Origin of the sequence: Burkholderia pyrrocinia (genome assembly GCF_018417535.1) — a bacterium.
In the GTDB taxonomy this organism is placed as follows: Bacteria; Pseudomonadota; Gammaproteobacteria; order Burkholderiales; family Burkholderiaceae; genus Burkholderia; species Burkholderia pyrrocinia_E.
The window spans coordinates 857,947-879,773 of the sequence record NZ_CP070977.1; the positions used below are offsets into that span (position 1 = coordinate 857,947).

Here is a 21,827-nt window from a genome sequence, read left to right on the forward strand (position 1 = left end):
CCCCAGATGACGCAGCAAATCACGATGACGGCGGCAGACTTGATGACCGATCCGCGCAACGACGACAAGAATCTGTGGGTAGGCTGGGACGAGTATCACCGTCTGATCGAGCTGCTCGCGCTCCAGGTGCACGCATCGGGCTGGAAGTTCGACCAGATCCTGTGCCTCGCGCGCGGCGGCCTGCGCGTCGGCGATCAACTGTCGCGCATCTATGACGTGCCGCTCGCGATCCTCGCGACGAGTTCGTACCGGGAAGCGGCAGGCACCGAGCAGGGCGACCTCGACATCGCGCAGTACATCACGATGACGCGCGGCAACCTCGCGGGCAACGTGCTGCTGGTCGACGATCTCGTCGATTCGGGCGTCACGCTTGCACGCGTGCAGGAGCACCTGAAGGAGCGCTATCCGGCCGTGACGGCCGTGCGTTCGGCCGTGCTCTGGTACAAGGGTTGCTCGAAGGTCAAGCCGGACTATCACACGCAGTATCTGCCGACGAATCCGTGGATTCATCAGCCGTTCGAGGAGTGGGACACGGTTCGTCCGCACAACCTCGAGGCGTGGATCAAGCGCGGTCGCGCGCAGCGCGACGGTTCGGGCGCCTAAGCGCCCGGCCGATCGAAGGAAAGCCTTGTACGGCGCCGCTTGCGGCGCCGTTTTTCATTGCGGCACTGATTGCGCGGCACGGCGTGCCCTGCGTATCCGGTAGGCAGACGGCGCCGCCCCGGCTATGATGGCAGCCCTGCCACAGCTCGCGCCGGATTGCATGCGCAGCGTGGATCACGTGGTTTCGCGGCAACAGAGCAGGGCGGTGTTTCACGGGGGCGCGAGTAGAATAGCGCTCGTTTTGTCCGACCCGGACCCGATTATTACGCTTCATATGAACGACACGATCCACGCGACCGACGCAGCACACGCGCCGCACTCGACGCACCAACACTCGATGCGGGCGCTAGCGATAGCAGCCATCGGCGTCGTGTTCGGCGACATCGGCACCAGCCCGCTGTATTCGCTCAAGGAGGCGTTCAGCCCCGCGCACGGCATCCCGCTGACCGAAGGCTCGATTCTCGGCGTGATCTCGCTGCTGTTCTGGGCAATCATCCTGGTGGTCGGCATCAAATACCTGCTGTTCGTGATGCGGGCAGACAACAACGGCGAAGGCGGCGTGCTCGCGCTGATGGCGCTGTCGCTGCGGCCGCTCGACTCGAAAACCCGCGTCGCGGGCGCACTGATGGCGCTCGGGATATTCGGCGCGTGCATGTTCTACGGGGACGCGGTGATCACGCCGGCGATCTCGGTGATGTCGGCCGTCGAAGGTCTCGAGATCGCGACGCCGCACCTGTCCCATCTCGTGATGCCGATCACGATCGTGATCCTGATCGCGCTGTTCTGGATCCAGCGCCACGGCACCGCGCTGGTCGGCAAGCTGTTCGGCCCGATCATGGTGCTGTGGTTCGTCGTGATTGCCGCGCTCGGCGTGTACCACATCGTCCGCGTGCCGGGCATCATCGCGGCAATCAACCCGTATTACGCCGCGTCGTTCATGTCGGAGCACGTGCTGCAGGCCTACGTCGTGCTCGGCTCGGTCGTGCTGGTGCTGACCGGCGCGGAAGCGCTCTACGCGGACATGGGCCACTTCGGCGCGAAGCCGATCCGCCTCGCTGCATACGGGCTCGTGATGCCGTCGCTGGTACTGAACTACTTCGGCCAGGGCGCGCTGCTGATCCAGAACCCGAAGGCGATCGAGAACCCGTTCTTCCTGCTGGCGCCCGAATGGGGGCTGCTGCCGCTCGTCGTGCTGTCGACGGTCGCGACCGTGATCGCGTCGCAGGCCGTGATCTCGGGCGCGTATTCGCTGACGTCGCAGGCGATCCAGCTCGGCTACGTGCCGCGCATGAAGGTGCTGCATACGTCCGAACTCGCGATCGGCCAGATCTACGTGCCGGTCGTGAACTGGTTGCTGCTGTTCGTGATCCTCTGCATCGTGGTCGGCTTCAAGAGCTCCGACAACCTCGCGGCCGCGTACGGCATCGCGGTGACGGCGACGATGGTGATCACAACCGTGCTCGCGGCTGTCGTGATGGTGAAGGTGTGGAACTGGAACCGCCTGCTGGTCGGTGCGATCATCGCCGTGTTCCTCGCGGTCGATCTCGGCTTCTTCGGCGCGAACCTGCTGAAGGTCGCGCAGGGCGGCTGGCTGCCGCTCGGCATCGGCGCGCTGCTGTTCTTCCTGCTGATGACCTGGTACAAGGGGCGCCACATCGTCAAGGAGCGCACGGCAGCCGACGGCATTCCGCTCGAGCCGTTCCTGCAGGGGTTGCTCGCGCATCCGCCGCATCGCGTGTCGGGCACCGCGATCTACCTGACCGGCAACGACAAGCTCGTGCCCGTCAGCCTGCTGCACAACCTGAAGCACAACAAGGTGCTGCACGAGCGGACCATTTTCCTGACGTTCGTCACGCGCGACATTCCTTACGTGCGCGACGACAAGCGCCTGAGCTCGCGCGATGCGGGCGGCGGACTCTACATCGTGACGGCAGAGTACGGCTTCAACGAGACGCCGGACGTGAAGGCCATGCTCGAGGAATTCGGCCGCACGCGCGACATGACGTTCGAGCTGATGGATACGTCGTTCTTCCTCGCGCGCGAAACGGTCGTGCCGACCCATCTGCCCGGGATGTCGATCTGGCGCGAGCGCGTGTTCGCGTGGATGCATCAGAATGCCGCGAAGCCGACCGATTTCTTCTCGATTCCGGCGAACCGCGTCGTCGAGCTCGGCACGAAGATCGAGATCTGACCGGGCGCGGCGCGCGGGCCTTCCGGCCGCGCGCCGCGTCTGTCGACCGCCCCGACAGGCCGCGATCGTTCGCCTTGCCGGCCGTCGCCGCAAGAGCAAACGCAGCCGCATCACGCTGCGTGTTCCGCACAAGCCAAACCAGCCAAACCAGCCAATCCGGTAGCCGACTGCGTGCCCGCAGGCGCCAGTACGCGTCAAGCCGTGCGCGCTTGCGGCAGTAATGAAAAAGCCCGCCTGCGGCGGGCTTTTCGCGCGTCAACGGCTTTCGCGGGCTCAGCGCTTCAGCTTCGCGAATGCCGCGGCCATCGCGCCGGCCGGTTCCGGCTCGCGCGAACGCGGCGGGCGCGCGGCGCCGCGTCCCGCGTTGCCGCGATCCTGGCCGCCGCGCGGCGACATGCCGGGTGCTGCCGCATCGTCGTCGAGGCGCATCGTCAGCGCAATGCGCTGGCGCTTCACGTCGACGTCGAGCACCTTTACCTTGACGACCTGGCCGGCCTTCACGACTTCGTGCGGGTCCTTGATGAATTTCGTCGACATCGCGGACACGTGGACGAGGCCGTCCTGATGGACGCCGATATCCACGAATGCGCCGAACGCGGCGACGTTCGTCACGACCCCTTCGAGCGTCATGCCCGGCACGAGATCCGACACCTTCTCGACGCCTTCGCGGAACGTCGCGGTCTTGAATTCCGGACGCGGATCGCGGCCCGGCTTCTCCAGTTCGGACAGGATGTCGCGCACGGTCGGCAGGCCGAAACGTTCGTCGACAAATTCCGACGGGGACAGGCCCGACAGCGCTTCGCGGTTGCCGAGCACGTCGTCGATGCGCTTGCTGATCTTCGCGAGCATCCGCTCGACGACAGGATAGGCTTCCGGGTGCACCGACGAGCGATCGAGCGGATTGTCGCCGCCGTTGATGCGCAGGAAGCCGGCGGCCTGTTCGAACGTCTTGTCGCCGAGGCGCGGCACCTTGCGCAGGTGCTCGCGCGACGGGAACGGGCCGTTCGCATCGCGGTAGTCGACGATGTTGCGCGCGAGCGTTGCGTTCAGGCCCGACACGCGCGCGAGCAGCGGGGCCGATGCCGTGTTCGCGTCGACGCCGACCGCGTTCACGCAATCCTCGACGACCGCGTCGAGCGAGCGGGCGAGTTCGCGCTGGTTCACGTCGTGCTGGTACTGGCCGACGCCGATCGCCTTCGGCTCGATCTTCACGAGCTCGGCGAGCGGGTCCTGCAGGCGGCGCGCGATCGACACGGCGCCGCGCAGCGACACGTCGAGCTCCGGGAATTCCTTCGCGGCGAGTTCGGACGCCGAGTAGACCGACGCGCCGGCTTCCGACACGACGATCTTCTGCAGGCGCAGCTCGGGGTGTTTCGCGATCAGTTCGCTCGCGAGCTTGTCGGTTTCGCGCGACGCGGTGCCGTTGCCGATGCTGATCAGCTCGGCCTGCGTCTGCGCGGCGATGCGCGCGAGTTTCGCGAGCGAGCCGTCCCAGTCGCGGCGCGGCTCGTGCGGGTAGATCGTGTCGGTCGCGAGTACCTTGCCGGTGCGGTCGACGACCGCGACCTTCACGCCGGTGCGCAGGCCGGGGTCGAGACCGATCACGGCCTTCGGGCCGGCCGGTGCCGCGAGCAGCAGGTCGTTCAGGTTGCGTGCGAACACGCGGATCGCTTCGGTTTCGGCGGTTTCGCGCAGTTGCGTGAGCAGCTCGTTCTCGATGTGCGGCTGCACCTTCACGCGCCAGCACCAGCGGCACACGTCGGACAGCCATTTGTCGGCCGGGCGGTTCTGGTTCGCGATGCCGAAATGGCGCGCGATCATCGCCTCGCCGGGATGCGGCACCTGCGCGTCGAGCTCTTCGCCGAGGCCGAGCTTGACCGTCAGCACGCCCGCGTTGCGGCCGCGGAACAGCGCGAGTGCGCGGTGCGACGGCACGGTCTTGATCGTTTCCGCGTAGTCGTAGTAGTCGCGGAATTTCTCGCCTTCCTCGTTTTCCTTGCCCTCGACGACAGCCGACGACACGACGCCCTGGTTGTGCAGGTAGTCGCGCAGCTTGCCGAGCAGCTCGGCCGTTTCGCCGAACTGTTCGGACAGGATGTCGCGTGCGCCGTCGAGCGCGGCCTTCACGTCGGCGACGCCCTTGTCGGCGTCGACATACGCGGCCGCCTCGGCCTGCGGGTCGAGCAGCGGGTTCGCGAGCAGCGCCTGCGCGAGCGGCTCGAGGCCGGCTTCGCGCGCGATCTGCGCGCGCGTGCGGCGCTTCGGCTTGTACGGCAGATAAAGGTCTTCGAGCACCTGCTTGCTGTCGGCCGCATCGATCGCGGTACGCAGTTCGTCGGTCAGCTTGCCCTGTTCGTCGATGCTCGACAGGATCGTCGCGCGGCGATCCTCGAGTTCGCGCAGATACAGGAGGCGTTCCTCGAGCTGGCGCAACTGCGTGTCGTCCAGGTTGCCGGTCACTTCCTTGCGGTACCGGGCAATGAACGGAACGGTCGAGCCTTCGTCGAGGAGTTGCACGGCCGCCGCGACCTGGCGCGGCTGGACGGACAGTTCGGTGGCGATGCGCTGTACGATCTTGAGTGCTACGGTTTCCGTCATGTCGTGGATGATCTGCCTGCTGAAATCGCGGCGCGGGCCGGCAGGCCCGGAGCGGCGGGCTGCATGGCGGGCCCGACGGGCCAGATGCCGCGGGTGAGTGAAGCGGGGCATTTTGCCATAAATGGCGGAGCGTCCAGCCGGGGGTGATAGAATTTGACACATGTCCCGCAGCTTTCCTACGACGTTGCCAACTTCCCGTATTTCTCTCGTCGCGCTCGGCGCAGCGCTCGCCGCGGCTTTGTCTGCCGGGCCTTCCGGCGCGTTCGCGCAGGCCTCGGGCGCAACCGCGCCGGCGGCCACTGCAGCCGTGCCCGTGACGGCCGCAGCCGCACCGGATTTCGACGCCCGTCAAAAAGTGCTCAATCAGCGCACCGCGGAAAACGATTATCGTTATGCGGTGGCCGAGCACGATTGCTACAGCAAGTTCTTCGTCAATCACTGTCTCGGCAAGGCGCGCGACCAGATGCGCGACGAGCGCGCGAGCATCCGCCAGGAGCAGCTCGCGCTCGATGACGAGCAGCGTGCGGTGCGCGCGCAGCAGCGCGACCAGCAGCAGGCGCTGAAGCAGGCGCAGAATGCGGCGGAAGCGCCGCAGCGCGCAGCGAACGACGCGGCGAACGCGGCTGCGTTCCGCGACAAGCAGGAGCAGAATGCGCTTAAGCAGGCGCAGCGCGGCGCGGAAGGGCCGCAGCGCGCGGCGAGCAAGCAGGCATACGGCCAGAAGCAGGCCGACTTCCAGCACAAGCTCGACCAGGCACACCAGCAGGCGGCGCAGAAGGCGCAGGAGCGGGCGGACAACGCCGCGCGCTACGAGCAGAAGCAGAAGGAAGCCGCGCAGCACAAGGCCGATGTCGAGCGGCGTCAGCAGGAAGCGGCCGAGAAGGCCAAGCAGCAACAGCAACAGCAGGGGCAGTAACGTGTTGGGTTGATCTGGAATCAGTCTCGTGCGCGTCGGCACGCCGGTCGGCGCGCTGCTTCGATGAGGAGGCAAACATGCAAAACCGTCTCACGGAACAGCAGCAGGAATTGCACAACCGTTTGGCTGCATTGCAGGAGCAGCACCAGCAGCTCGCTCGGGAGATCGAGCTGAAGGAAGGACACTCCGACATCGACGACGTCACGCTGCACCGGCTGAAGAAGGAAAAGCTGGCAGCCAAGGACAAAATCATTTTGCTGCAATCGCAGCTGGAACCGGATAAGCGCGCCTGAGCGCGGCCTGGCAAGCGCCGGCGCCGCACGGGCGCTGGACACAGGAACGCTTGCCTTGAATTCACCGCTTGAAGCCACCCCAGATGCCCGGCGAGACGCGTCGTCCGCCGGGCGTGTTCGTGCGCCCGAAGGCACCTTCGAGCTGAGCCGCAAGCGCGTCGACGAACTCGACACGATCTTTGGCGTTGGCGGGTTGCTGGCTCGCGCGCTCGACGGCTATCGGCCCCGTACGTCGCAGATCGAGATGGCGCGTGCGGTCGCGTCCGCCATGGAAGCCTCCGCGCGCCGGATGCCCGAGCCCGAGATCTTCGAGACCCGCAAGCGGCCGGCGCGTCGCCTCGGCGACGGCGACAAAACGGCCGAACCGGTCGCGGACGATGCCGCGGCAGCCGGATCCGACAGCGACGCAGGCGACAACACGTTGATCGTCGAAGCTGGCACGGGCACCGGCAAGACCTATGCGTATCTCGTGCCCGCGATGCTGTGGGGCGGCAAGGTGATCGTGTCGACCGGCACGAAGCACCTGCAGGACCAGTTGTTCCAGCGCGACATCCCGACCGTGCGCAACGCGCTCGCGGTACCGGTGACGGTGGCGATGCTGAAGGGTCGCGCAAACTACCTGTGCCACTACTATCTGCAACGCACGGCCGACAACGGCCGGCTGCCGTCGCGGCAGGACACGGCCTATCTGCAGGAAATCGTCCGTTTCGCGAAGATCACGAAGAGCGGCGACAAGGCCGAGCTCGCGAGCGTGCCGGAAACGGCGCCCGTGTGGTCGATGGTCACGTCGACGCGCGACAACTGTCTCGGCCAGGAATGCCCGCATTACAAGGAGTGCTTCGTGATGCAGGCGCGGCGCGAGGCGCAGCAGGCCGACGTCGTCGTCGTCAACCACCACCTGTTCTTCGCGGACATCATGCTGCGCGACACGGGGATGGCCGAGCTGCTGCCGAACGCGAACACGATCATCTTCGACGAAGCGCACCAGTTGCCGGAGACGGCGACGCTGTTCTTCGGCGAGACGCTGTCGACGACGCAGATCCTCGAACTCGCGCGCGACACGGTGGCCGAAGGCCTGAGCCATGCGCGCGACGCGGTCGAGTGGGTGAAGCTCGGCGGCGATCTCGAACGCGCGGCGCGCGACTTGCGCCTCGCGTTCGCGAACGACCAGATCGTCCGCATGTCGCTCGCCCAGCTTGGCGACGATCACCCGATGTTCGGTGCGCTCGACGCGCTCGAGGCGGCGCTCGATGCGCTCGCGTCGGCGCTCGCGAGCCAGGCCGAGCGGGCGGAATCGCTCGGCGCATGCCTGCGGCGCGCACGCGAACTGCAGGACCTGTTGGCCGGCTGGGTTGCACCCGGCGCGGCGGAAGCGGCCGTGAAGGCCGATGCGGCAGCAGCCGGCGACAAGGCGGCGTCCGACGGTGACCCGAACGAGAAGGTGCGCTGGGTCGAGGTGTTCGCGCATACCGTCCAGTTGCACGAAACGCCGCTGTCGGTTGCGCCGATCTTTGCGAAGCAGCGTGCGGGCGTGCCGCGTGCATGGGTGTTCACGTCGGCCACGTTGTCGGTGCGCGGCGATTTCACGCACTACGCGGCGCAGATGGGCCTCAGCTCGCGTCGCTCGATGACGCTCGCGAGCCCGTTCGACTACCAGTCGCAGGGGCTGCTGTACGTGCCCCGCAACCTGCCGCAGCCGTCTTCGCCGGCGTTTACCGATGCCGTCTTCGATGCCGCGCTGCCGGCGATCGAGGCGTCCGGCGGCGGCGTGTTCATGCTGTGCACGACGTTGCGCGCGGTCGACCGGATCGCGTCGAAGCTGCGGGACGTGATCGAGTCGCGCGGCTGGAACACGCCGCTGCTCGTGCAGGGCGATGCGAGCCGCACCGAGCTGCTCGATCGCTTCCGTGCGTACGGCAACGCGATCCTGGTCGGCAGCCAGAGTTTCTGGGAAGGCGTCGACGTGCGCGGCGACGCGCTGTCGCTCGTCGTGATCGACAAGCTGCCGTTCGCGCCGCCGGACGATCCGGTACTGGCCGCGCGGCTCGACGCGCTGACGAAAAAGGGCTTGAGCCCGTTCGCCGTGCATCAGTTGCCGCAGGCCGTGATCACGCTGAAGCAGGGCGCGGGCCGGCTGATTCGCGCGGAGACGGATCGCGGCGTGCTGATGATCTGCGACACGCGGCTCGTCGACAAGCCTTACGGGCGCCGGATCTGGCAGAGCCTGCCGCCGTTCAAGCGGACCCGCGAGATCGCGGTCGTCCAGGACTTCTTCGACGAGCACCGTTCGGAAAAGCGCATGTGACGGCACGCGCGGCGATCGCCGGGCAACCGCACCAGTGCCGCCGGAATACGGCGCCAACAAAAAACCCGGCTCGATGGCCGGGTTTTTTACGTGTGCAACTGGCGTTGCGTCGCGCCGTGCTTCAGAACTGCCACCACGACTTTTTCGCACCGGGGCGCGAATGGCCCGTCACGTACGGGCTGTCGGGGAACGTGCCCGCGAGCACGCGCTTCGTGTCCTCGGCGAGTTGCGGCTGGTCCAGCTTGCCGTACGACAGGATCATGATGTGCAGCGCGTCCTCGATCGCCGGCGCGCCCTTGTAGTCCTTGATCGCGAGCTGCGCGCGGTTGATGGCTGCGACATACGCGCCACGACGATAGTAGTAGTCGGCCGCGTGCACTTCGTGCGACGCGAGCGCGTTGACGATGTAGCGCATCCGTGCGGCCGCATCGGGCGCGTACTTGCTCTTCGGGAAGCGGTCGACGACGACCTTGAACGCATCGTACGATTCGCGCAGTGCCTGCGGATCGCGCTCGCTCATGTCCTGGCCGGAGAAGCGGCCGAACAGGCCGAGATCGTCGTTGAAGTGGATCATCCCCTTCAGGTAGTACGCGTACGGGATATCCGGATGATCGGGGTGGAGCTGGATGAAGCGGTCGACGGCCTGGTCGGCGGCTGCCGCTTCGTTATCCTTCCAGTTGCAGTATGCAACGTTGATCTGCGCCTGTTGCGCGAAATGGCCGAACGGATCGCGACCTTGCAGCGATTCGAAATATTTCGCGCACTTGCCCCAGTCGCCGCCGGACAGTGCGTCCTGGGCCTCTGAGTATAATTTGTTGTTCGACCAGGTAGCCGTCTCGTCCTGTTTCTGCGGCAAGCCGTGGCAGCCGGCGATGAGGGCCACGGCCGCTACCGCCGCAGCCCGGGCGGCGACGGTTCTGGCCGTACGTTTGGTCGAATTCATCATGCTCGCATGTCCTAGCTTCAAGTCTCGGTGACCCAGTCTAAATGACCCGTTCAAGTTCGCAGAATGCCCAGCCGGGCACACCAAATCGCGAAGATTATAGCCCAAGCGATCGGCCCGCCGACGCTGCCTCGGGGGATTCCCTCGATGACGATCTGACGGGCGACGCATTGCAACCGCCCGTGGCGCCATCCGCGGCGGCCGATGACGCGCCGCGCGTCGTCGAAGTGCCGCTGTCGCTCGCGGGCGAACGCCTCGACAAGGCGCTCGCCCAACTGTTCCCCGAATTCTCCCGCAGCCGCCTGCAGAGCTGGATCGAGGCGCAGCGCGTGCTGATCGACGGCGCGCCCGCGAAGATCCGCCAGCCGGTGCCGCTCGGCGCGAAGATCACGCTCGTGCCCGACCTGCTTCCCGAGCAGCTCGCGTTCACGCCGGAGCCTGTGCCGCTCGACGTCATCTACGAGGACGACGCGCTCGTCGTCATCAACAAGCCCGCCGGCGTCGTCGTGCACCCGGCGGCCGGCAACTGGAGCGGCACGATCCTGAACGGGCTGCTGCATCGCTACGGCGACGCGGCGGCCGGCCTGCCGCGCGCGGGGATCGTCCACCGGCTCGACAAGGAGACCTCCGGCCTGATGGTGGTGGCACGCACGCTGGCCGCGCAGACGGACCTCGTGCGCCAGTTGCAGGCCCGCACCGTGAAGCGCCGCTATTTCGCGCTCGTGTGGGGCACGATGCCGGAGGAAGGCACGATTGACGCGCCGATCGGCCGCGATCCGCGCGAGCGCACGCGCATGGCTGTCGTCACGGGCGCGTCGGGCAAGCCGGCGCGCACGCATTTCCGCACGGTTGACACATGCGTGTGGCAACGTCAGCCGGTTTCGGCGATCCAGTGTGACCTCGAAACCGGCCGCACGCACCAGATCCGCGTGCACTGCGCGCACGCCGGGCACCCGCTGCTCGGCGATCCAGTCTACGGACGCGCGCGCGGCAAGCGCTCGGTCACGCCGCTGCCGGACGGGTTCGCGCGACAGGCGCTGCACGCATGGCGGCTCGGCCTCGTGCATCCGGTCACGGGCAAGGCGATGCAGTGGCGCTGCCCGCTGCCGGACGACATGAACGTACTCGTCGCGGCGCTCGGCTTCGGGCGGGGCGACGAGGAATTCGACGACGATGACGGTGTCTACGACGACGACGATTTCGGCGGCGAGTATCACGACGATGAGCCGTATCCGGACGATGAGGAGGAGTGAGTGCCGATGACGAACCTGGCGCCGTTGACGTGGCAGGACTGCGTGCAGCCCGATTGGCAGGTGTCGCCGCGCGTGCGCGCGCTGATCACGACGCGCGACGGCGGTGTGAGCGAAGGCCCGTACGGGCGCTGGCAGGACGGCGCCGCGCTGGCTGGCGGGATGAATCTCGGCCTGCATACCGGTGACGATCCCGTCCATGTCGCCGGGAATCGCGCGCGCTTGCTCGCGCTGGCAGGCCAGTCGAGCGCGGCATGGCTCGAGCAGGTTCACGGCGCGCAGATCGTGCGCGCCGACGAGGTGATCGCGGCGGCGCCCGCAGCCGCGGCGCCGGTGCAGGCGGACGCGAGCGTCACGGACCGGGCGGGTGCCGTCTGCGTCGTGATGGTAGCCGATTGCCTGCCCGTGCTGCTGTGCGACGCGCAGGGCCGGGCGGTCGGTGCCGCGCATGCGGGCTGGCGCGGGCTCGCGGCCGGCATCGTCGAGCAGACCGCGGCGCGCGTCGCGGCGCTCGCGGGCGGCGCGACGGACACGCTTCATGCGTACCTCGGGCCGGCGATCGGCCCGCAGGCGTTCGAGGTCGGCGCCGACGTGCGCGACGCGTTTCTCGACACGGCCCCGCAGTCGGAGCATGATGAAACCCGTCATGCGTTCGTCGCGATCGACGGCACGCCCGGCAAGTTTCTCGCCGATCTCTATGCGCTTGCGCGCTTGCGCCTCGCGCGTGCGGGCGTGGCGAACGTGAGCGGCGGGACGGCCTGCACGGTCTCCGAACAAGCGCGCTTCTATTCGTACCGGCGCGACCGGGTGACGGGCCGCATGGCGGCGGCGATCTGGCTGGCAGATTGACGGCATGCGCATGTGCGCCGGGTTCTGTTGCGCCGCGAAATCGGGTTATCTCGATATTTAGGCGGCAATACGGCGTTGCATGCGCAGTCGAATGAAAAATCCCGAAGTCAAGTCGACCAAAATGGTTTATGTTTCGCCGGAACCCTTGTCCCGTCTGTTGCACACGGATTATCTCCGCGCAGAAATCTTCAGCGGTTTGACATGGCGCTTCACATGGGGAAAACGATAATGATAAAAATACCGCACTGCGGCAGAATCTGGAGACGCCTCTCCAGAGCATGACGGCCCGGCTCGCAGCCGGCACGCCGCGCGCGAGCAGGATTTCACGATAGACGCTCACGAATCACCGGTAAGGCAAGGTAATGACAGCATCGAAAAATTCGTCGACGTCCGCTCAGGCGGGCACTTTCGCGGGCAGCATCGGCTTCGATCCGGCCGCCCAGCCGATGCAGCAGATGTTCGAGTCGTGGTTGAACGCGTGGCGCGGTTTTGCAGATCCGGCACGCGCCGCGACTGCGTCGGCCACCGTGAATCCGTTCGCGACATTCCAGTTCCCGACTTCGTTTCCGTTCCAGGTGCCTTCGATGCCCAATCTGGGCAGCATGGCGTCGCCGTTCGCGGGGCTGAAGCTGCCGGCTGCCGCGATTCCGCCCGAACGGCTCCAGGCGCTGCAGGCAGACTACGTGCGCGATTGCATGACGCTGATGCAGCAGGCGGCCGCCGCGAAGCTCGAGTCGCCCGAACTGAAGGACCGCCGCTTCAGCGGCGATGCGTGGAAGGCGTCGCCGGCGCATGCGTTCGCGGCGGCCTGGTATCTGCTCAACGCGCGCTACTTGCAGGAACTGGCCGACGCGCTGCAGACCGATCCGAAGACGCGCGAGCGCATCCGCTTCACGGTGCAGCAATGGACGGCCGCCGCCGCGCCGAGCAACTTCCTCGCACTCAATCCAGACGCGCAGAAATCGATTCTCGAGACGCAGGGCGAAAGCCTGCGGCAAGGGATGATGAACCTGCTCGGCGACCTGCAGCGCGGCAAGATTTCGCAGACCGACGAATCGCAGTTCGTGGTCGGCAAGAACCTCGGGTGTACTGAAGGTGCGGTCGTCTACGAGAACGACCTGATCCAGCTGATCCAGTACGCGCCGAAGACGGACAAGGTGTTCGAGCGGCCGCTGCTGATCGTCCCGCCGTGCATCAACAAGTTCTACATCCTCGACCTGCAGCCCGAGAATTCGCTTGTCGCGCACGCGCTGTCGAACGGCCATCAGGTGTTCCTCGTGTCGTGGCGCAATGCGGATGCATCGGTCGCGCACAAGACGTGGGACGACTACATGAACGAAGGGCTGCTCGCGGCAATCGACGCCGTGCAGCAGGTCAGCGGCCGCGAGCAGATCAATACGCTCGGCTTCTGCGTCGGCGGCACGATGCTCGCGACTGCGCTGGCGGTGCTCGCCGCGCGAGGCGAACATCCGGCCGCGTCGATGACGCTGCTGACCGCGATGCTCGACTTCACCGACACGGGCATCCTCGACGTGTTCGTCGACGAGGCGCACGTGCAGATGCGCGAGCAGACCATCGGCGGCAAGAACGGCACGCAACCGGGGCTGATGCGCGGCGTCGAGTTCGCGAACACGTTCTCGTTCCTGCGGCCGAACGACCTCGTGTGGAACTACGTCGTCGACAACTACCTGAAGGGCCGCACGCCCGCGCCGTTCGACCTGCTGTACTGGAACAGCGACTCGACGAGCCTGCCGGGCCCGATGTACGCGTGGTACCTGCGCAATACCTATCTCGAGAACAAGCTGCGCGAGCCGGGCGCGCTGACCGTGTGCGGCGAATCCGTCGACCTGTCGCTGATCGACGTGCCGACCTTCATCTATGGCTCGCGCGAGGATCACATCGTGCCGTGGCAGACGGCCTACGCATCGACGTCGATCCTGACGGGCCCGCTGAAGTTCGTGCTCGGCGCGTCGGGTCACATCGCGGGCGTGATCAATCCGCCGGCGAAAAAGAAGCGCAGCTACTGGGTCAGCGACAGCGACCTGCCCGAAACCGCGGACGACTGGTTCGCCGGTGCGACCGAGCAGCCGGGAAGCTGGTGGACGACCTGGGTCGAGTGGCTCGACCAGTACGGCGGCCGCAAGGTGGCGCCGCCCGCCCAGCCCGGTTCCGCGCAGTTCCCGGTGATCGAGCCGGCACCGGGACGCTACGTGTTGCAGCGCGATTGACGAAAACCGGACAGCGGCGCACGCTGTCCGGTGCACCGCAGTTTTTTTAACAGGGCCGGTAACGATGCGCCGTGTCGTGCGGGCCTGGAGGAAAGGGAAATGACGGACGTAGTGATCGTATCGGCCGCGCGGACCGCGGTCGGCAAATTCGGCGGCTCGCTTGCGAAGATTGCGGCGCCCGAGCTGGGTGCGACGGTGATCCGCGCGGTGCTGGAGCGCGCCGGCGTGAAGCCGGAGCAGGTGAGCGAAGTGATCATGGGCCAGGTGCTGACGGCCGGCTCGGGGCAGAACCCGGCGCGGCAGTCGCTGATCAAGGCCGGGCTGCCGGCGGCAGTGCCGGGGATGACGATCAACAAGGTGTGCGGCTCGGGCCTGAAGGCCGTGATGCTGGCGGCGAATGCGATCGTCGCGGGCGACGCGGAGATCGTGATCGCGGGCGGCCAGGAGAACATGAGCGCGTCGCCGCACGTGCTGCCGGGCTCGCGCGACGGGTTCCGGATGGGCGACGCGAAGCTGGTCGACACGATGATCGTCGACGGCCTGTGGGACGTGTACAACCAGTACCACATGGGCATCACGGCGGAGAACGTCGCGAAGGAATACGGGATCACGCGCGAAGAGCAGGACGCGTTCGCGGCGCTGTCGCAGAACAAGGCGGAAGCCGCGCAGAAGGCCGGGCGCTTCAACGACGAGATCGTGCCGGTGTCGATTCCGCAACGCAAGGGCGAGCCGCTGCAGTTCGCGACCGATGAATTCGTGCGTCACGGCGTGACGGCGGAATCGCTGGCGGGGCTGAAGCCGGCGTTCTCGAAGGACGGTTCGGTGACGGCGGCGAACGCATCGGGTCTGAACGACGGCGCGGCGGCGGTGCTGGTGATGTCGGCGCAGAAGGCGGCGGCACTCGGCCTGACGCCGCTTGCGCGGATCAAGGCGTATGCGAACGCGGGCGTGGATCCGAGCGTGATGGGCATGGGCCCGGTGCCGGCCTCGCGCCGGTGCCTGGAGCGCGCGGGCTGGACGCCGGGCGACCTGGACCTGATGGAGATCAACGAAGCGTTCGCGGCGCAGGCGCTGGCGGTGCACAAGCAGATGGGCTGGGACACGTCGAAGGTGAACGTGAACGGTGGGGCGATCGCGATCGGTCACCCGATCGGCGCATCGGGCTGCCGGATCCTGGTGACGCTGCTGCACGAGATGGCCAAGCGCGATGCGAAGCGCGGGCTGGCGTCGCTGTGCATCGGCGGCGGGATGGGTGTCGCGCTCGCGGTCGAGCGTCCGTAACCGGTCTCCGTTACCGGCGAACCGAATCCGGGCGCCGGCCGATTGCGGCTTCGGCCGGCGTCACGTGAAGTCAGAGGGGGCCTCGGCAGCTCCCGAAACCAAAAAATGGAGTGAGATTTATGTCTCAGCGAATTGCGTACGTAACGGGCGGGATGGGCGGCATCGGCACCAGCATTTGCCAGCGTCTGTTGAAGGACGGCTTCAAGGTGGTCGCGGGTTGCGGCCCGAACTCGCCGCGCCGTGTGAAATGGCTCGAGGAGCAGAAGGCGCTCGGGTACGATTTCATCGCGTCGGAAGGTAACGTCGGCGACTGGGACTCGACCAAGGAAGCGTTCGACAAGGTCAAGGCCGAAGTCGGCGAGATCGACGTGCTGGTCAACAACGCGGGCATTACGCGCGACGTCGTGTTCCGCAAGATGACGCACGAGGACTGGACCGCCGTGATCGACACCAACCTGACGAGCCTGTTCAACGTGACGAAGCAGGTGATCGACGGGATGGTCGAGCGTGGCTGGGGCCGGATCGTCAACATTTCGTCGGTGAACGGCCAGAAGGGGCAATTCGGCCAGACCAACTACTCGACCGCGAAGGCCGGCATCCACGGCTTCACGATGTCGCTCGCGCAGGAAGTCGCGACGAAGGGCGTGACGGTCAACACCGTGTCGCCGGGCTACATCGGCACCGACATGGTGAAGGCGATCCGTCCCGACGTGCTCGAGAAGATCGTCGCGACGATCCCGGTGCGGCGTCTCGGCGGACCGGAGGAAATCGGCTCGATCGTCGCGTGGCTCGCGTCGAACGATTCCGGCTTCGCGACGGGCGCCGACTTCTCGCTGAACGGCGGCCTGCACATGGGCTGAACGCCCGGGCTGCGCGGGCCGGGTGGCCGCGCAGCCGGGTGTGTTCCGAAGGCCCCCGCCTCCCGGATTCGGGCGGCGGGGATTCGTCACTTGCGCTACGCTGCACTGAAAGGCGTTACATGACTACTACAAAGAAGACGGCCGAACGGCTCATCAAGAAGTACCCGAACCGCCGGCTCTACGATACCGAGACAAGCACGTACATTACGCTCACCGACGTGAAGCAACTCGTGCTGGAGCAGGAGGATTTCAAGGTCGTCGATGCGAAATCCAGCGAAGACCTGACGCGCAGCATCCTCCTGCAGATCATCCTCGAAGAGGAAAGCGGCGGCGTGCCGATGTTCTCGTCGTCGATGCTGTCGCAGATCATCCGTTTCTACGGTCATGCGATGCAGGGCATGATGGGCACGTACCTGGAAAAGAACATCCAGGCGTTCATCGACATCCAGAACAAGCTCGCGGATCAGTCGAAGAACCTGTACGACACCAATGCGATGAATCCGGAAGTCTGGTCGCAGTTCATGAACATGCAGGCGCCGATGATGCAAGGGATGATGACGAGCTACATCGAGCAGTCGAAGAACATGTTCGTGCAGATGCAAGAGCAGATGCAGAACCAGGCGAAGTCGATGTTCAGCACGTTCCCGTTCAAGCAGCCGGGTGCATCGGAGCCGGAAAAGAAGTAGCGATGTCGCGGCAGGCCGGCCGCGGCGGCGCGAGCCGTCGGGCGTCGGTGCCGCGAAGCAAGGTGGTGCCGGTCGGCCGATCGTGTGCTCGGGCACGACGATGCGCGGCCGCCGCGTGCCGGAAGATATCGCCGACGATCGTTCATGATCGTCGGCACAACATGCTCGCGCCGCGTATGGGGCGGGCATGACCGTTGTTCAGTCGATCGAGATCCAGTCAGTAAACGAATGGAATGCCGGGACACGCCGCGCCGGACGGTGCGCGCTTGTACCGGTGCGGGTGTTCGCCTGCCGCACTCGATACGGCGCGGACCGCGATGTGTCGATGCGGCCTTTGGCGAATCGCCGTATCGGTTCACGGGCACGACAAGATGTTCGATGCCGCGTCGATGCGGTGCGGCCGAGAAAAAAACTCACTGAGAGAAAGCATGCGAGGGATTCGAACGGCATCGGCCGGCAGGCTGGGCGGTCTTGCTGCGATGTTCATGTTTGGCGCTGGCCTGGCCGTGCCGGGCTTTGCGATGGATTGCGCGAAAGCCGCGCAGCCGATCGAGAAGCGCATCTGTGCGAACCCCGCGCTGCGCGCGGCCGATGCGCGAATGAATTCGGCTTATGCGGGCGCGCTGAAGGCCGCGCCGGACGCCGCTATCCACGACATGCTGGTGCGCAGCCAGCGCCGCTGGATCGATGCGCGCAACAACCGTCTCGATGCCGATTACGATGGCCATCCGCTGGCCGTCGACGAAGTGCGCAAGGCAATCGACCGGCGCACCGCCGTGCTGGCCGATCAGTCCGGTAAAGGGCTGATCGCGCGAGCGCTGGCCGAGCGCCGGTGGCTCGCGAAATACACGAGCGGCCCGTTGACCAGTTTCGATGGAAACTGCGATTTCATTCCCGACGATGCGAGTGGCGCGCATGTTTCATATGCGTGTTTCGGTGCAGTCCATGTGCAGCATCGTGCGCGGATTTGCAGCCAGAGCGAGGACTGGGCGACCGGCGCGGTCTATCAGTATCGCGCGGTGAGCGTGGCCGACGGCGGGAAGGTGCACCCGGTGGCGTTCTGCGAGGCACAGGCGCATGGGCATGCGTGCGATAACGGGGGGGCGCAATCGGCGTGGATGCGTGCGGGGGTGTCCGGTGACGATAAGCGTGCGCCCGCGCCGGCAACCGGTTTGCCGCAACTCGATGCGGAAATGTGGCCGATCGGCGATGGAGACGATGCGGTGTGGTTTGAGCGGTGTCTGACCGCGGCAATGTTTCCATGAGTGCAGGACCGGATTGAGCCCGCTCCGGCGGGCTTTCTTACGATCTCGTCAGGAGATTGGGTGCGTCACGACTCCGGATCGAATCCGTGTTCACCATCCGACGGCGGCAGGTCGAGAACGAGCTTGACCGCGCTGTAGTTGGCCTTGAGCGAAAACACGCGGCCGATCACGAGAAACGTCTGTCGCGAATTCTCGAGTTCGACGAAGTCGCCCGGTTGCGGCACGTGCGCGCCTTGATCGTAGGAAAAGCTGGTGCTGGTTTGTTCGCCGATGGCCTCTGCTGCGTGTTCGGTGAATTCGATCGTGATGTGAGTGGTCATGCGGGCCCCGTTGTGGGTGGATTGATGAGACTGGATGCCTCGATTTTCGCATAGCGCCCGGCAGCATTCGGGCGGTTCTTGTGCGATACGGCCAGCCGATGACGGGTAGACCGTTTCCTGTTTTGAAGTGAAAGGGTCGTATCCAGCGCTGTGTCGGAGACGGTACGCCGGTGCGCGACATGCGCGAACCGACGCCCTCTGTTGCCGCTCTCCGCCCATTTTGAGCTGCTGGACCTAAATCGCTGTAAACTCACGCTTTTGTTGCCACGCCCCCACATTCCAGATGTCCCAATCCCCCAAAGTAGGGTTCGTATCGCTCGGGTGCCCGTAAGATGTGTTATGTATACTAGCCGGATTGGGGATGGAATTTCGGGCGAAAGTAACGCAAACTTCCGGCTGAACATAACCACATAACGGCATTGGCGCCGATCCGGGGTGCTTGAGCAAGATGGCCGTCCCTTTCAATCCAAAGATCTATCACATTGTTCATGTGGACCGACTCGCTTCGATCATCGCGAATGGCGGCCTCTGGTGTGATGCCCGGGTCGTGCGCGATGGTGCGGCGGGCACAACTATCGGGATGGGTAGTATCAAGACACGGCGTCTCCAGGATCTGACGCTCAATAGCCACCCCGGACTCTACGTGGGGCAGTGCGTCCCTTTTTACTTCTGTCCACGCTCGGTGATGCTTTTTCTCATCCATCGAGCGAATCATCCGGAACTCACCTATCGTGGAGGTCAGGGGCCGGTTATTCATCTCGAGGCTGATTTATATCAGTCGGTAGCGTGGGCCGCTCAAAGCAATCGGCGTTGGGCATTCACCCTTTCGAACGCGGGTTCGAACTACTTCGAAGACAGATCCAATCTGGCTCAACTTACTGAGGTCAATTGGGAGGCTGTGCAGGCAGTCGACTGGCGCGGAAAGAGTGAAGGCAAGCAGGCAGAATTTTTGATGGAGGATACTTTTCCATGGAGCTTGGTCGAGCGGATTGGAGTTGCGTCGCCGCAGGTGTACCAACAGGTGGTCAATGCACTGCCGGTCGGTGGACATCGTCCAATTGTCGAGGTCAAGCGTGACTGGTACTACTGAGGACGTGACCATGATCCAATTCACCAGCGGAAACATACTTCATGCTGACGTTGAGGCGGTGGTCAACACGGTGAACTGCGTCGGTATCATGGGGCGTGGGATCGCGCTGCAGTTTAAGAATGCCTATCCGGAAAACTTTGCGGCGTATGCTCGCGCCTGCAAGGCGGAAGAGGTGCGTCCGGGCCGAATGTTCGTCTACGACATGGGCTCCCTGACAAATCCGCGGTACATCATCAATTTTCCGACCAAGCGGCATTGGAAGGGCAAAAGCCGTATTGAAGATATCGAATCGGGCCTAGAGGATCTTGAGCGTGTCATTCGAGCTAAGGGCATCCGATCGATTGCAATTCCTCCGCTCGGTGCCGGGCTAGGCGGCTTGGAGTGGGACGATGTTAAGCCCCGAATCGAACATGCGATGGCATCGCTTGACGACGTGAACGTACTTGTCTATGAGCCTAATGGTGCGCCTGAGTCAGACAAGATGGTCCACAAGCGCGACGTGCCGAAAATGACAGCGGGGCGCGCCGCGCTTGTCGAATTGGTATCGCGATACCTCAAGGGGCTCTTGGATCCGACAGTTTCGTTGATCGAAGTTCACAAGCTGATGTACTTCATGCAGGAAGCTGGACAGCCCCTGAAATTGAAGTTCACAAAGGCACACTATGGTCCCTACGCGGAAAATCTCAGACATGTGATGAAAGAGATCGAGGGGCATTTTCTGGTCGGTTATGCTGACGGTGGAGATGATCCGGAGAAAGTGCTTTCCCTCGTGCCAGGCGCTGAAGATGAAGCGGCGAAGTTTCTCTCCGAGGAGGCCGATGCCCGTCAAAGATTCGACCGCGTTGTGGAACTGGTTGAAGGCTTCGAGTCGCCGTTTGGCCTCGAGCTGCTTGCTACCGTCCACTGGCTGGCGAAAGACAAACCCGCGGCGTCCGTGGACGACATCACTCAGCGTGTCTACGAGTGGAATGATCGTAAGCGTCAGTTCACGCCGCGTCAGATTCGGCTCGCGGCCGAGGTGCTTTCGAAGAAAGGATGGATTGAGCACGCGGTGTGATTGCCGAGCGCTAGCCTAAGAATAAACGGCGCCGTTAGGGCGCCGTTTCTCATTGCTTGATTCGTTCGGGAGGTTTTGCCAAAACTCGTAGGTGCCCGTTTCCGATCAGGAAATTGCGATACGATCGAATGGCGACGTCCCACACCGCACGCATTACGCTCGGGCCGGCCTCGATGACCTTGCCGTTTTGATCGACGACAGCGAGCGTCGCAGGGGCACCGTCCGGGGTCACTATGGTGAGCCCTTGAAAGCTTACTGCGCTGATCGTGCTCGAAATCTCTGCTTTAATTTGCGTGTCGGCAGTCGAGGTTTCATGTTTCGATTGTTTCTTCGTCATTCCGACGTACCTCCCACTCGTTTAAATTCGATGACCCATACTCATGGGTTCGCATCCCAGCCGTGGCCGCGCGGGGCGTTGAGGCCGTCCCACAGCGTCTGAAATGAGTGAACTGATGCAATGTCACGGCCTTCCGGAAACCAGTCGATCATAGAACTATCGGTTACCTGTGTAAAGTACCCAAAGTGACTTTGGCGTGGAATTTTGTAACAGCCTCACGATCTCCTATGCTGGAACCTCTGGGAACGAGCTATGACGGCAGGCGGCGTTCGAGAGACTGAAGTCGTTGGGGGAAGGGCGGACGTGCCGGTGGACGAGGTTTGCGCCGGGTTTGCCGGCTGGCCGGCCGAGGCGTGGGAACGCCTGGATGATGAGATTGCGCTGCTGACGTCGGTCGGTGCGACTCTATGGCGGGGGATTCGAGCGGCTGGTGAAATTAAAAGCCCCGCGCGTGCGGGGCATATGGATACTTGAAAATCTCAACCTGAATATCGATAGAACGATAATATTTAATACCTGTCATTTATGACAGTAGGTTAATTCTTAAAATAGTAGGGAAAACCTCAAAATAATTTGGTCGACTTTTTTGTTGTGATGTTGCAACGAAAACGCCCCAATTGTGAAAATTGGGTGTCAATCGTGAAAATCCCCGTCGGGCGGGGCTTGGGCGATATTCGTTACGACACAATGACTTGCGCGCAAACGTTTCATTTCTCAATGTACCATTTTGCACACATATTAATCTGACGAAAGCG

The 21,827-nt window shown here is 64.5% G+C and carries 18 protein-coding genes; 14 read left to right on the forward strand and 4 right to left on the reverse strand.

Annotated elements, in window-relative coordinates; genetic code table 11:
• Positions 1-6 precede the first annotated feature (6 nt).
• Positions 7-603, forward strand: coding sequence for a phosphoribosyltransferase (locus tag JYG32_RS04085; protein WP_174383095.1), 597 nt, complete (start codon positions 7-9; stop codon positions 601-603).
• Between the two features lie 274 nt (positions 604-877).
• Positions 878-2,794, forward strand: a complete 1,917-nt coding sequence (locus JYG32_RS04090) for a potassium transporter Kup (RefSeq protein ID WP_174383096.1) — start codon at positions 878-880, stop codon at positions 2,792-2,794.
• Between the two features lie 273 nt (positions 2,795-3,067).
• Here the strand turns inward: JYG32_RS04090 and JYG32_RS04095 are convergent, their stop codons facing one another.
• Positions 3,068-5,392 carry a Tex family protein gene (locus JYG32_RS04095; protein WP_213264725.1) on the reverse strand — a complete coding sequence of 775 codons (2,325 nt, stop codon included), beginning with the start codon at positions 5,390-5,392 and terminating at the stop codon, positions 3,068-3,070.
• 160 nt (positions 5,393-5,552) lie between these two features.
• Between JYG32_RS04095 and JYG32_RS04100 the strand changes: the two genes are divergently transcribed.
• The 3 genes from JYG32_RS04100 (at position 5,553) to JYG32_RS04110 (ending at position 8,906) form a co-directional block, all read left to right on the forward strand.
• Positions 5,553-6,308: a hypothetical protein gene (locus JYG32_RS04100; protein ID WP_174384144.1), complete on the forward strand. Its 756-nt coding sequence runs from the start codon at positions 5,553-5,555 to the stop codon at positions 6,306-6,308.
• Between the two features lie 77 nt (positions 6,309-6,385).
• Entirely contained in the window at positions 6,386-6,601 is a 216-nt protein-coding gene (locus tag JYG32_RS04105; protein ID WP_174384145.1) for a YdcH family protein, read from the forward strand.
• A 55-nt stretch (positions 6,602-6,656) separates the two neighbouring features.
• A complete protein-coding gene (locus tag JYG32_RS04110) occupies positions 6,657-8,906 on the forward strand; it encodes an ATP-dependent DNA helicase (protein ID WP_174384146.1) in 2,250 nt (749 codons plus the stop codon).
• Positions 8,907-9,027: 121 nt separating this feature from the next.
• Here JYG32_RS04110 and JYG32_RS04115 read toward each other — a convergent pair whose 3' ends face one another.
• A complete protein-coding gene (locus JYG32_RS04115; protein WP_174384147.1) occupies positions 9,028-9,852 on the reverse strand; it encodes an outer membrane protein assembly factor BamD in 825 nt (274 codons plus the stop codon).
• A gap of 41 nt (positions 9,853-9,893) precedes the next feature.
• On the opposite strand from JYG32_RS04115, the gene JYG32_RS04120 reads away from it, so the two are divergent.
• The 7 genes from JYG32_RS04120 (at position 9,894) to JYG32_RS04150 (ending at position 18,268) form a co-directional block, all read left to right on the forward strand.
• Positions 9,894-11,102, forward strand: a complete 1,209-nt coding sequence (locus tag JYG32_RS04120; protein WP_213264726.1) for an RluA family pseudouridine synthase — start codon at positions 9,894-9,896, stop codon at positions 11,100-11,102.
• A 6-nt stretch (positions 11,103-11,108) separates the two neighbouring features.
• On the forward strand, positions 11,109-11,948 hold the full coding sequence (pgeF, locus tag JYG32_RS04125) for a peptidoglycan editing factor PgeF (RefSeq protein ID WP_213264727.1): 840 nt from the start codon (positions 11,109-11,111) through the stop codon (positions 11,946-11,948).
• Positions 11,949-12,310: 362 nt separating this feature from the next.
• The gene (phaC, locus tag JYG32_RS04130) at positions 12,311-14,176 is read left to right on the forward strand and encodes a class I poly(R)-hydroxyalkanoic acid synthase (protein WP_213264728.1); all 1,866 of its coding nucleotides are present in this window, start codon (positions 12,311-12,313) and stop codon (positions 14,174-14,176) included.
• A gap of 99 nt (positions 14,177-14,275) precedes the next feature.
• Positions 14,276-15,457, forward strand: a complete 1,182-nt coding sequence (locus JYG32_RS04135) for an acetyl-CoA C-acetyltransferase (protein WP_213264729.1) — start codon at positions 14,276-14,278, stop codon at positions 15,455-15,457.
• A 119-nt stretch (positions 15,458-15,576) separates the two neighbouring features.
• A complete protein-coding gene (locus JYG32_RS04140; protein WP_174381539.1) occupies positions 15,577-16,317 on the forward strand; it encodes a 3-ketoacyl-ACP reductase in 741 nt (246 codons plus the stop codon).
• A gap of 119 nt (positions 16,318-16,436) precedes the next feature.
• Entirely contained in the window at positions 16,437-17,003 is a 567-nt protein-coding gene (gene phaR / locus JYG32_RS04145; RefSeq protein ID WP_129512258.1) for a polyhydroxyalkanoate synthesis repressor PhaR, read from the forward strand.
• A gap of 371 nt (positions 17,004-17,374) precedes the next feature.
• Positions 17,375-18,268, forward strand: a complete 894-nt coding sequence (locus JYG32_RS04150; protein WP_249744577.1) for a lysozyme inhibitor LprI family protein — start codon at positions 17,375-17,377, stop codon at positions 18,266-18,268.
• Positions 18,269-18,333: 65 nt separating this feature from the next.
• On the opposite strand, the gene JYG32_RS04155 is transcribed toward JYG32_RS04150, so the two are convergent.
• On the reverse strand, positions 18,334-18,588 hold the full coding sequence (locus JYG32_RS04155) for a hypothetical protein (protein ID WP_174381538.1): 255 nt from the start codon (positions 18,586-18,588) through the stop codon (positions 18,334-18,336).
• A gap of 448 nt (positions 18,589-19,036) precedes the next feature.
• Here JYG32_RS04155 and darT point away from each other — a divergent pair, with 448 nt between their 5' ends.
• A complete protein-coding gene (darT, locus tag JYG32_RS04160; RefSeq protein WP_213265371.1) occupies positions 19,037-19,678 on the forward strand; it encodes a type II toxin-antitoxin system toxin DNA ADP-ribosyl transferase DarT in 642 nt (213 codons plus the stop codon).
• Positions 19,679-19,688: 10 nt separating this feature from the next.
• The gene (gene darG / locus JYG32_RS04165; RefSeq protein ID WP_213264730.1) at positions 19,689-20,735 is read left to right on the forward strand and encodes a type II toxin-antitoxin system antitoxin DNA ADP-ribosyl glycohydrolase DarG; all 1,047 of its coding nucleotides are present in this window, start codon (positions 19,689-19,691) and stop codon (positions 20,733-20,735) included.
• Between the two features lie 49 nt (positions 20,736-20,784).
• Here the strand turns inward: darG and JYG32_RS04170 are convergent, their stop codons facing one another.
• Complete coding sequence (locus tag JYG32_RS04170; protein WP_213264731.1) at positions 20,785-21,072, reverse strand: hypothetical protein; 288 nt, start codon at positions 21,070-21,072, stop codon at positions 20,785-20,787.
• Positions 21,073-21,827 lie beyond the last annotated feature (755 nt).

Coding starts and splice junctions, on each gene's coding strand:
- JYG32_RS04115 (WP_174384147.1), bottom strand. CDS start 9,852: ATGATGAATTCGACCAAACGTACGGCCAGAACCGTCGCCGCCCGGGCT.
- JYG32_RS04100 (WP_174384144.1), top strand. CDS start 5,553: ATGTCCCGCAGCTTTCCTACGACGTTGCCAACTTCCCGTATTTCTCTC.
- darG (WP_213264730.1), top strand. CDS start 19,689: ATGATCCAATTCACCAGCGGAAACATACTTCATGCTGACGTTGAGGCG.
- JYG32_RS04140 (WP_174381539.1), top strand. CDS start 15,577: ATGTCTCAGCGAATTGCGTACGTAACGGGCGGGATGGGCGGCATCGGC.
- JYG32_RS04085 (WP_174383095.1), top strand. CDS start 7: ATGACGCAGCAAATCACGATGACGGCGGCAGACTTGATGACCGATCCG.
- JYG32_RS04090 (WP_174383096.1), top strand. CDS start 878: ATGAACGACACGATCCACGCGACCGACGCAGCACACGCGCCGCACTCG.
- phaR (WP_129512258.1), top strand. CDS start 16,437: ATGACTACTACAAAGAAGACGGCCGAACGGCTCATCAAGAAGTACCCG.
- JYG32_RS04150 (WP_249744577.1), top strand. CDS start 17,375: ATGTTCGATGCCGCGTCGATGCGGTGCGGCCGAGAAAAAAACTCACTG.
- darT (WP_213265371.1), top strand. CDS start 19,037: ATGGCCGTCCCTTTCAATCCAAAGATCTATCACATTGTTCATGTGGAC.
- JYG32_RS04095 (WP_213264725.1), bottom strand. CDS start 5,392: ATGACGGAAACCGTAGCACTCAAGATCGTACAGCGCATCGCCACCGAA.
- JYG32_RS04105 (WP_174384145.1), top strand. CDS start 6,386: ATGCAAAACCGTCTCACGGAACAGCAGCAGGAATTGCACAACCGTTTG.
- JYG32_RS04170 (WP_213264731.1), bottom strand. CDS start 21,072: ATGACGAAGAAACAATCGAAACATGAAACCTCGACTGCCGACACGCAA.
- JYG32_RS04120 (WP_213264726.1), top strand. CDS start 9,894: ATGACCCGTTCAAGTTCGCAGAATGCCCAGCCGGGCACACCAAATCGC.
- JYG32_RS04135 (WP_213264729.1), top strand. CDS start 14,276: ATGACGGACGTAGTGATCGTATCGGCCGCGCGGACCGCGGTCGGCAAA.
- phaC (WP_213264728.1), top strand. CDS start 12,311: ATGACAGCATCGAAAAATTCGTCGACGTCCGCTCAGGCGGGCACTTTC.
- pgeF (WP_213264727.1), top strand. CDS start 11,109: ATGACGAACCTGGCGCCGTTGACGTGGCAGGACTGCGTGCAGCCCGAT.
- JYG32_RS04155 (WP_174381538.1), bottom strand. CDS start 18,588: ATGACCACTCACATCACGATCGAATTCACCGAACACGCAGCAGAGGCC.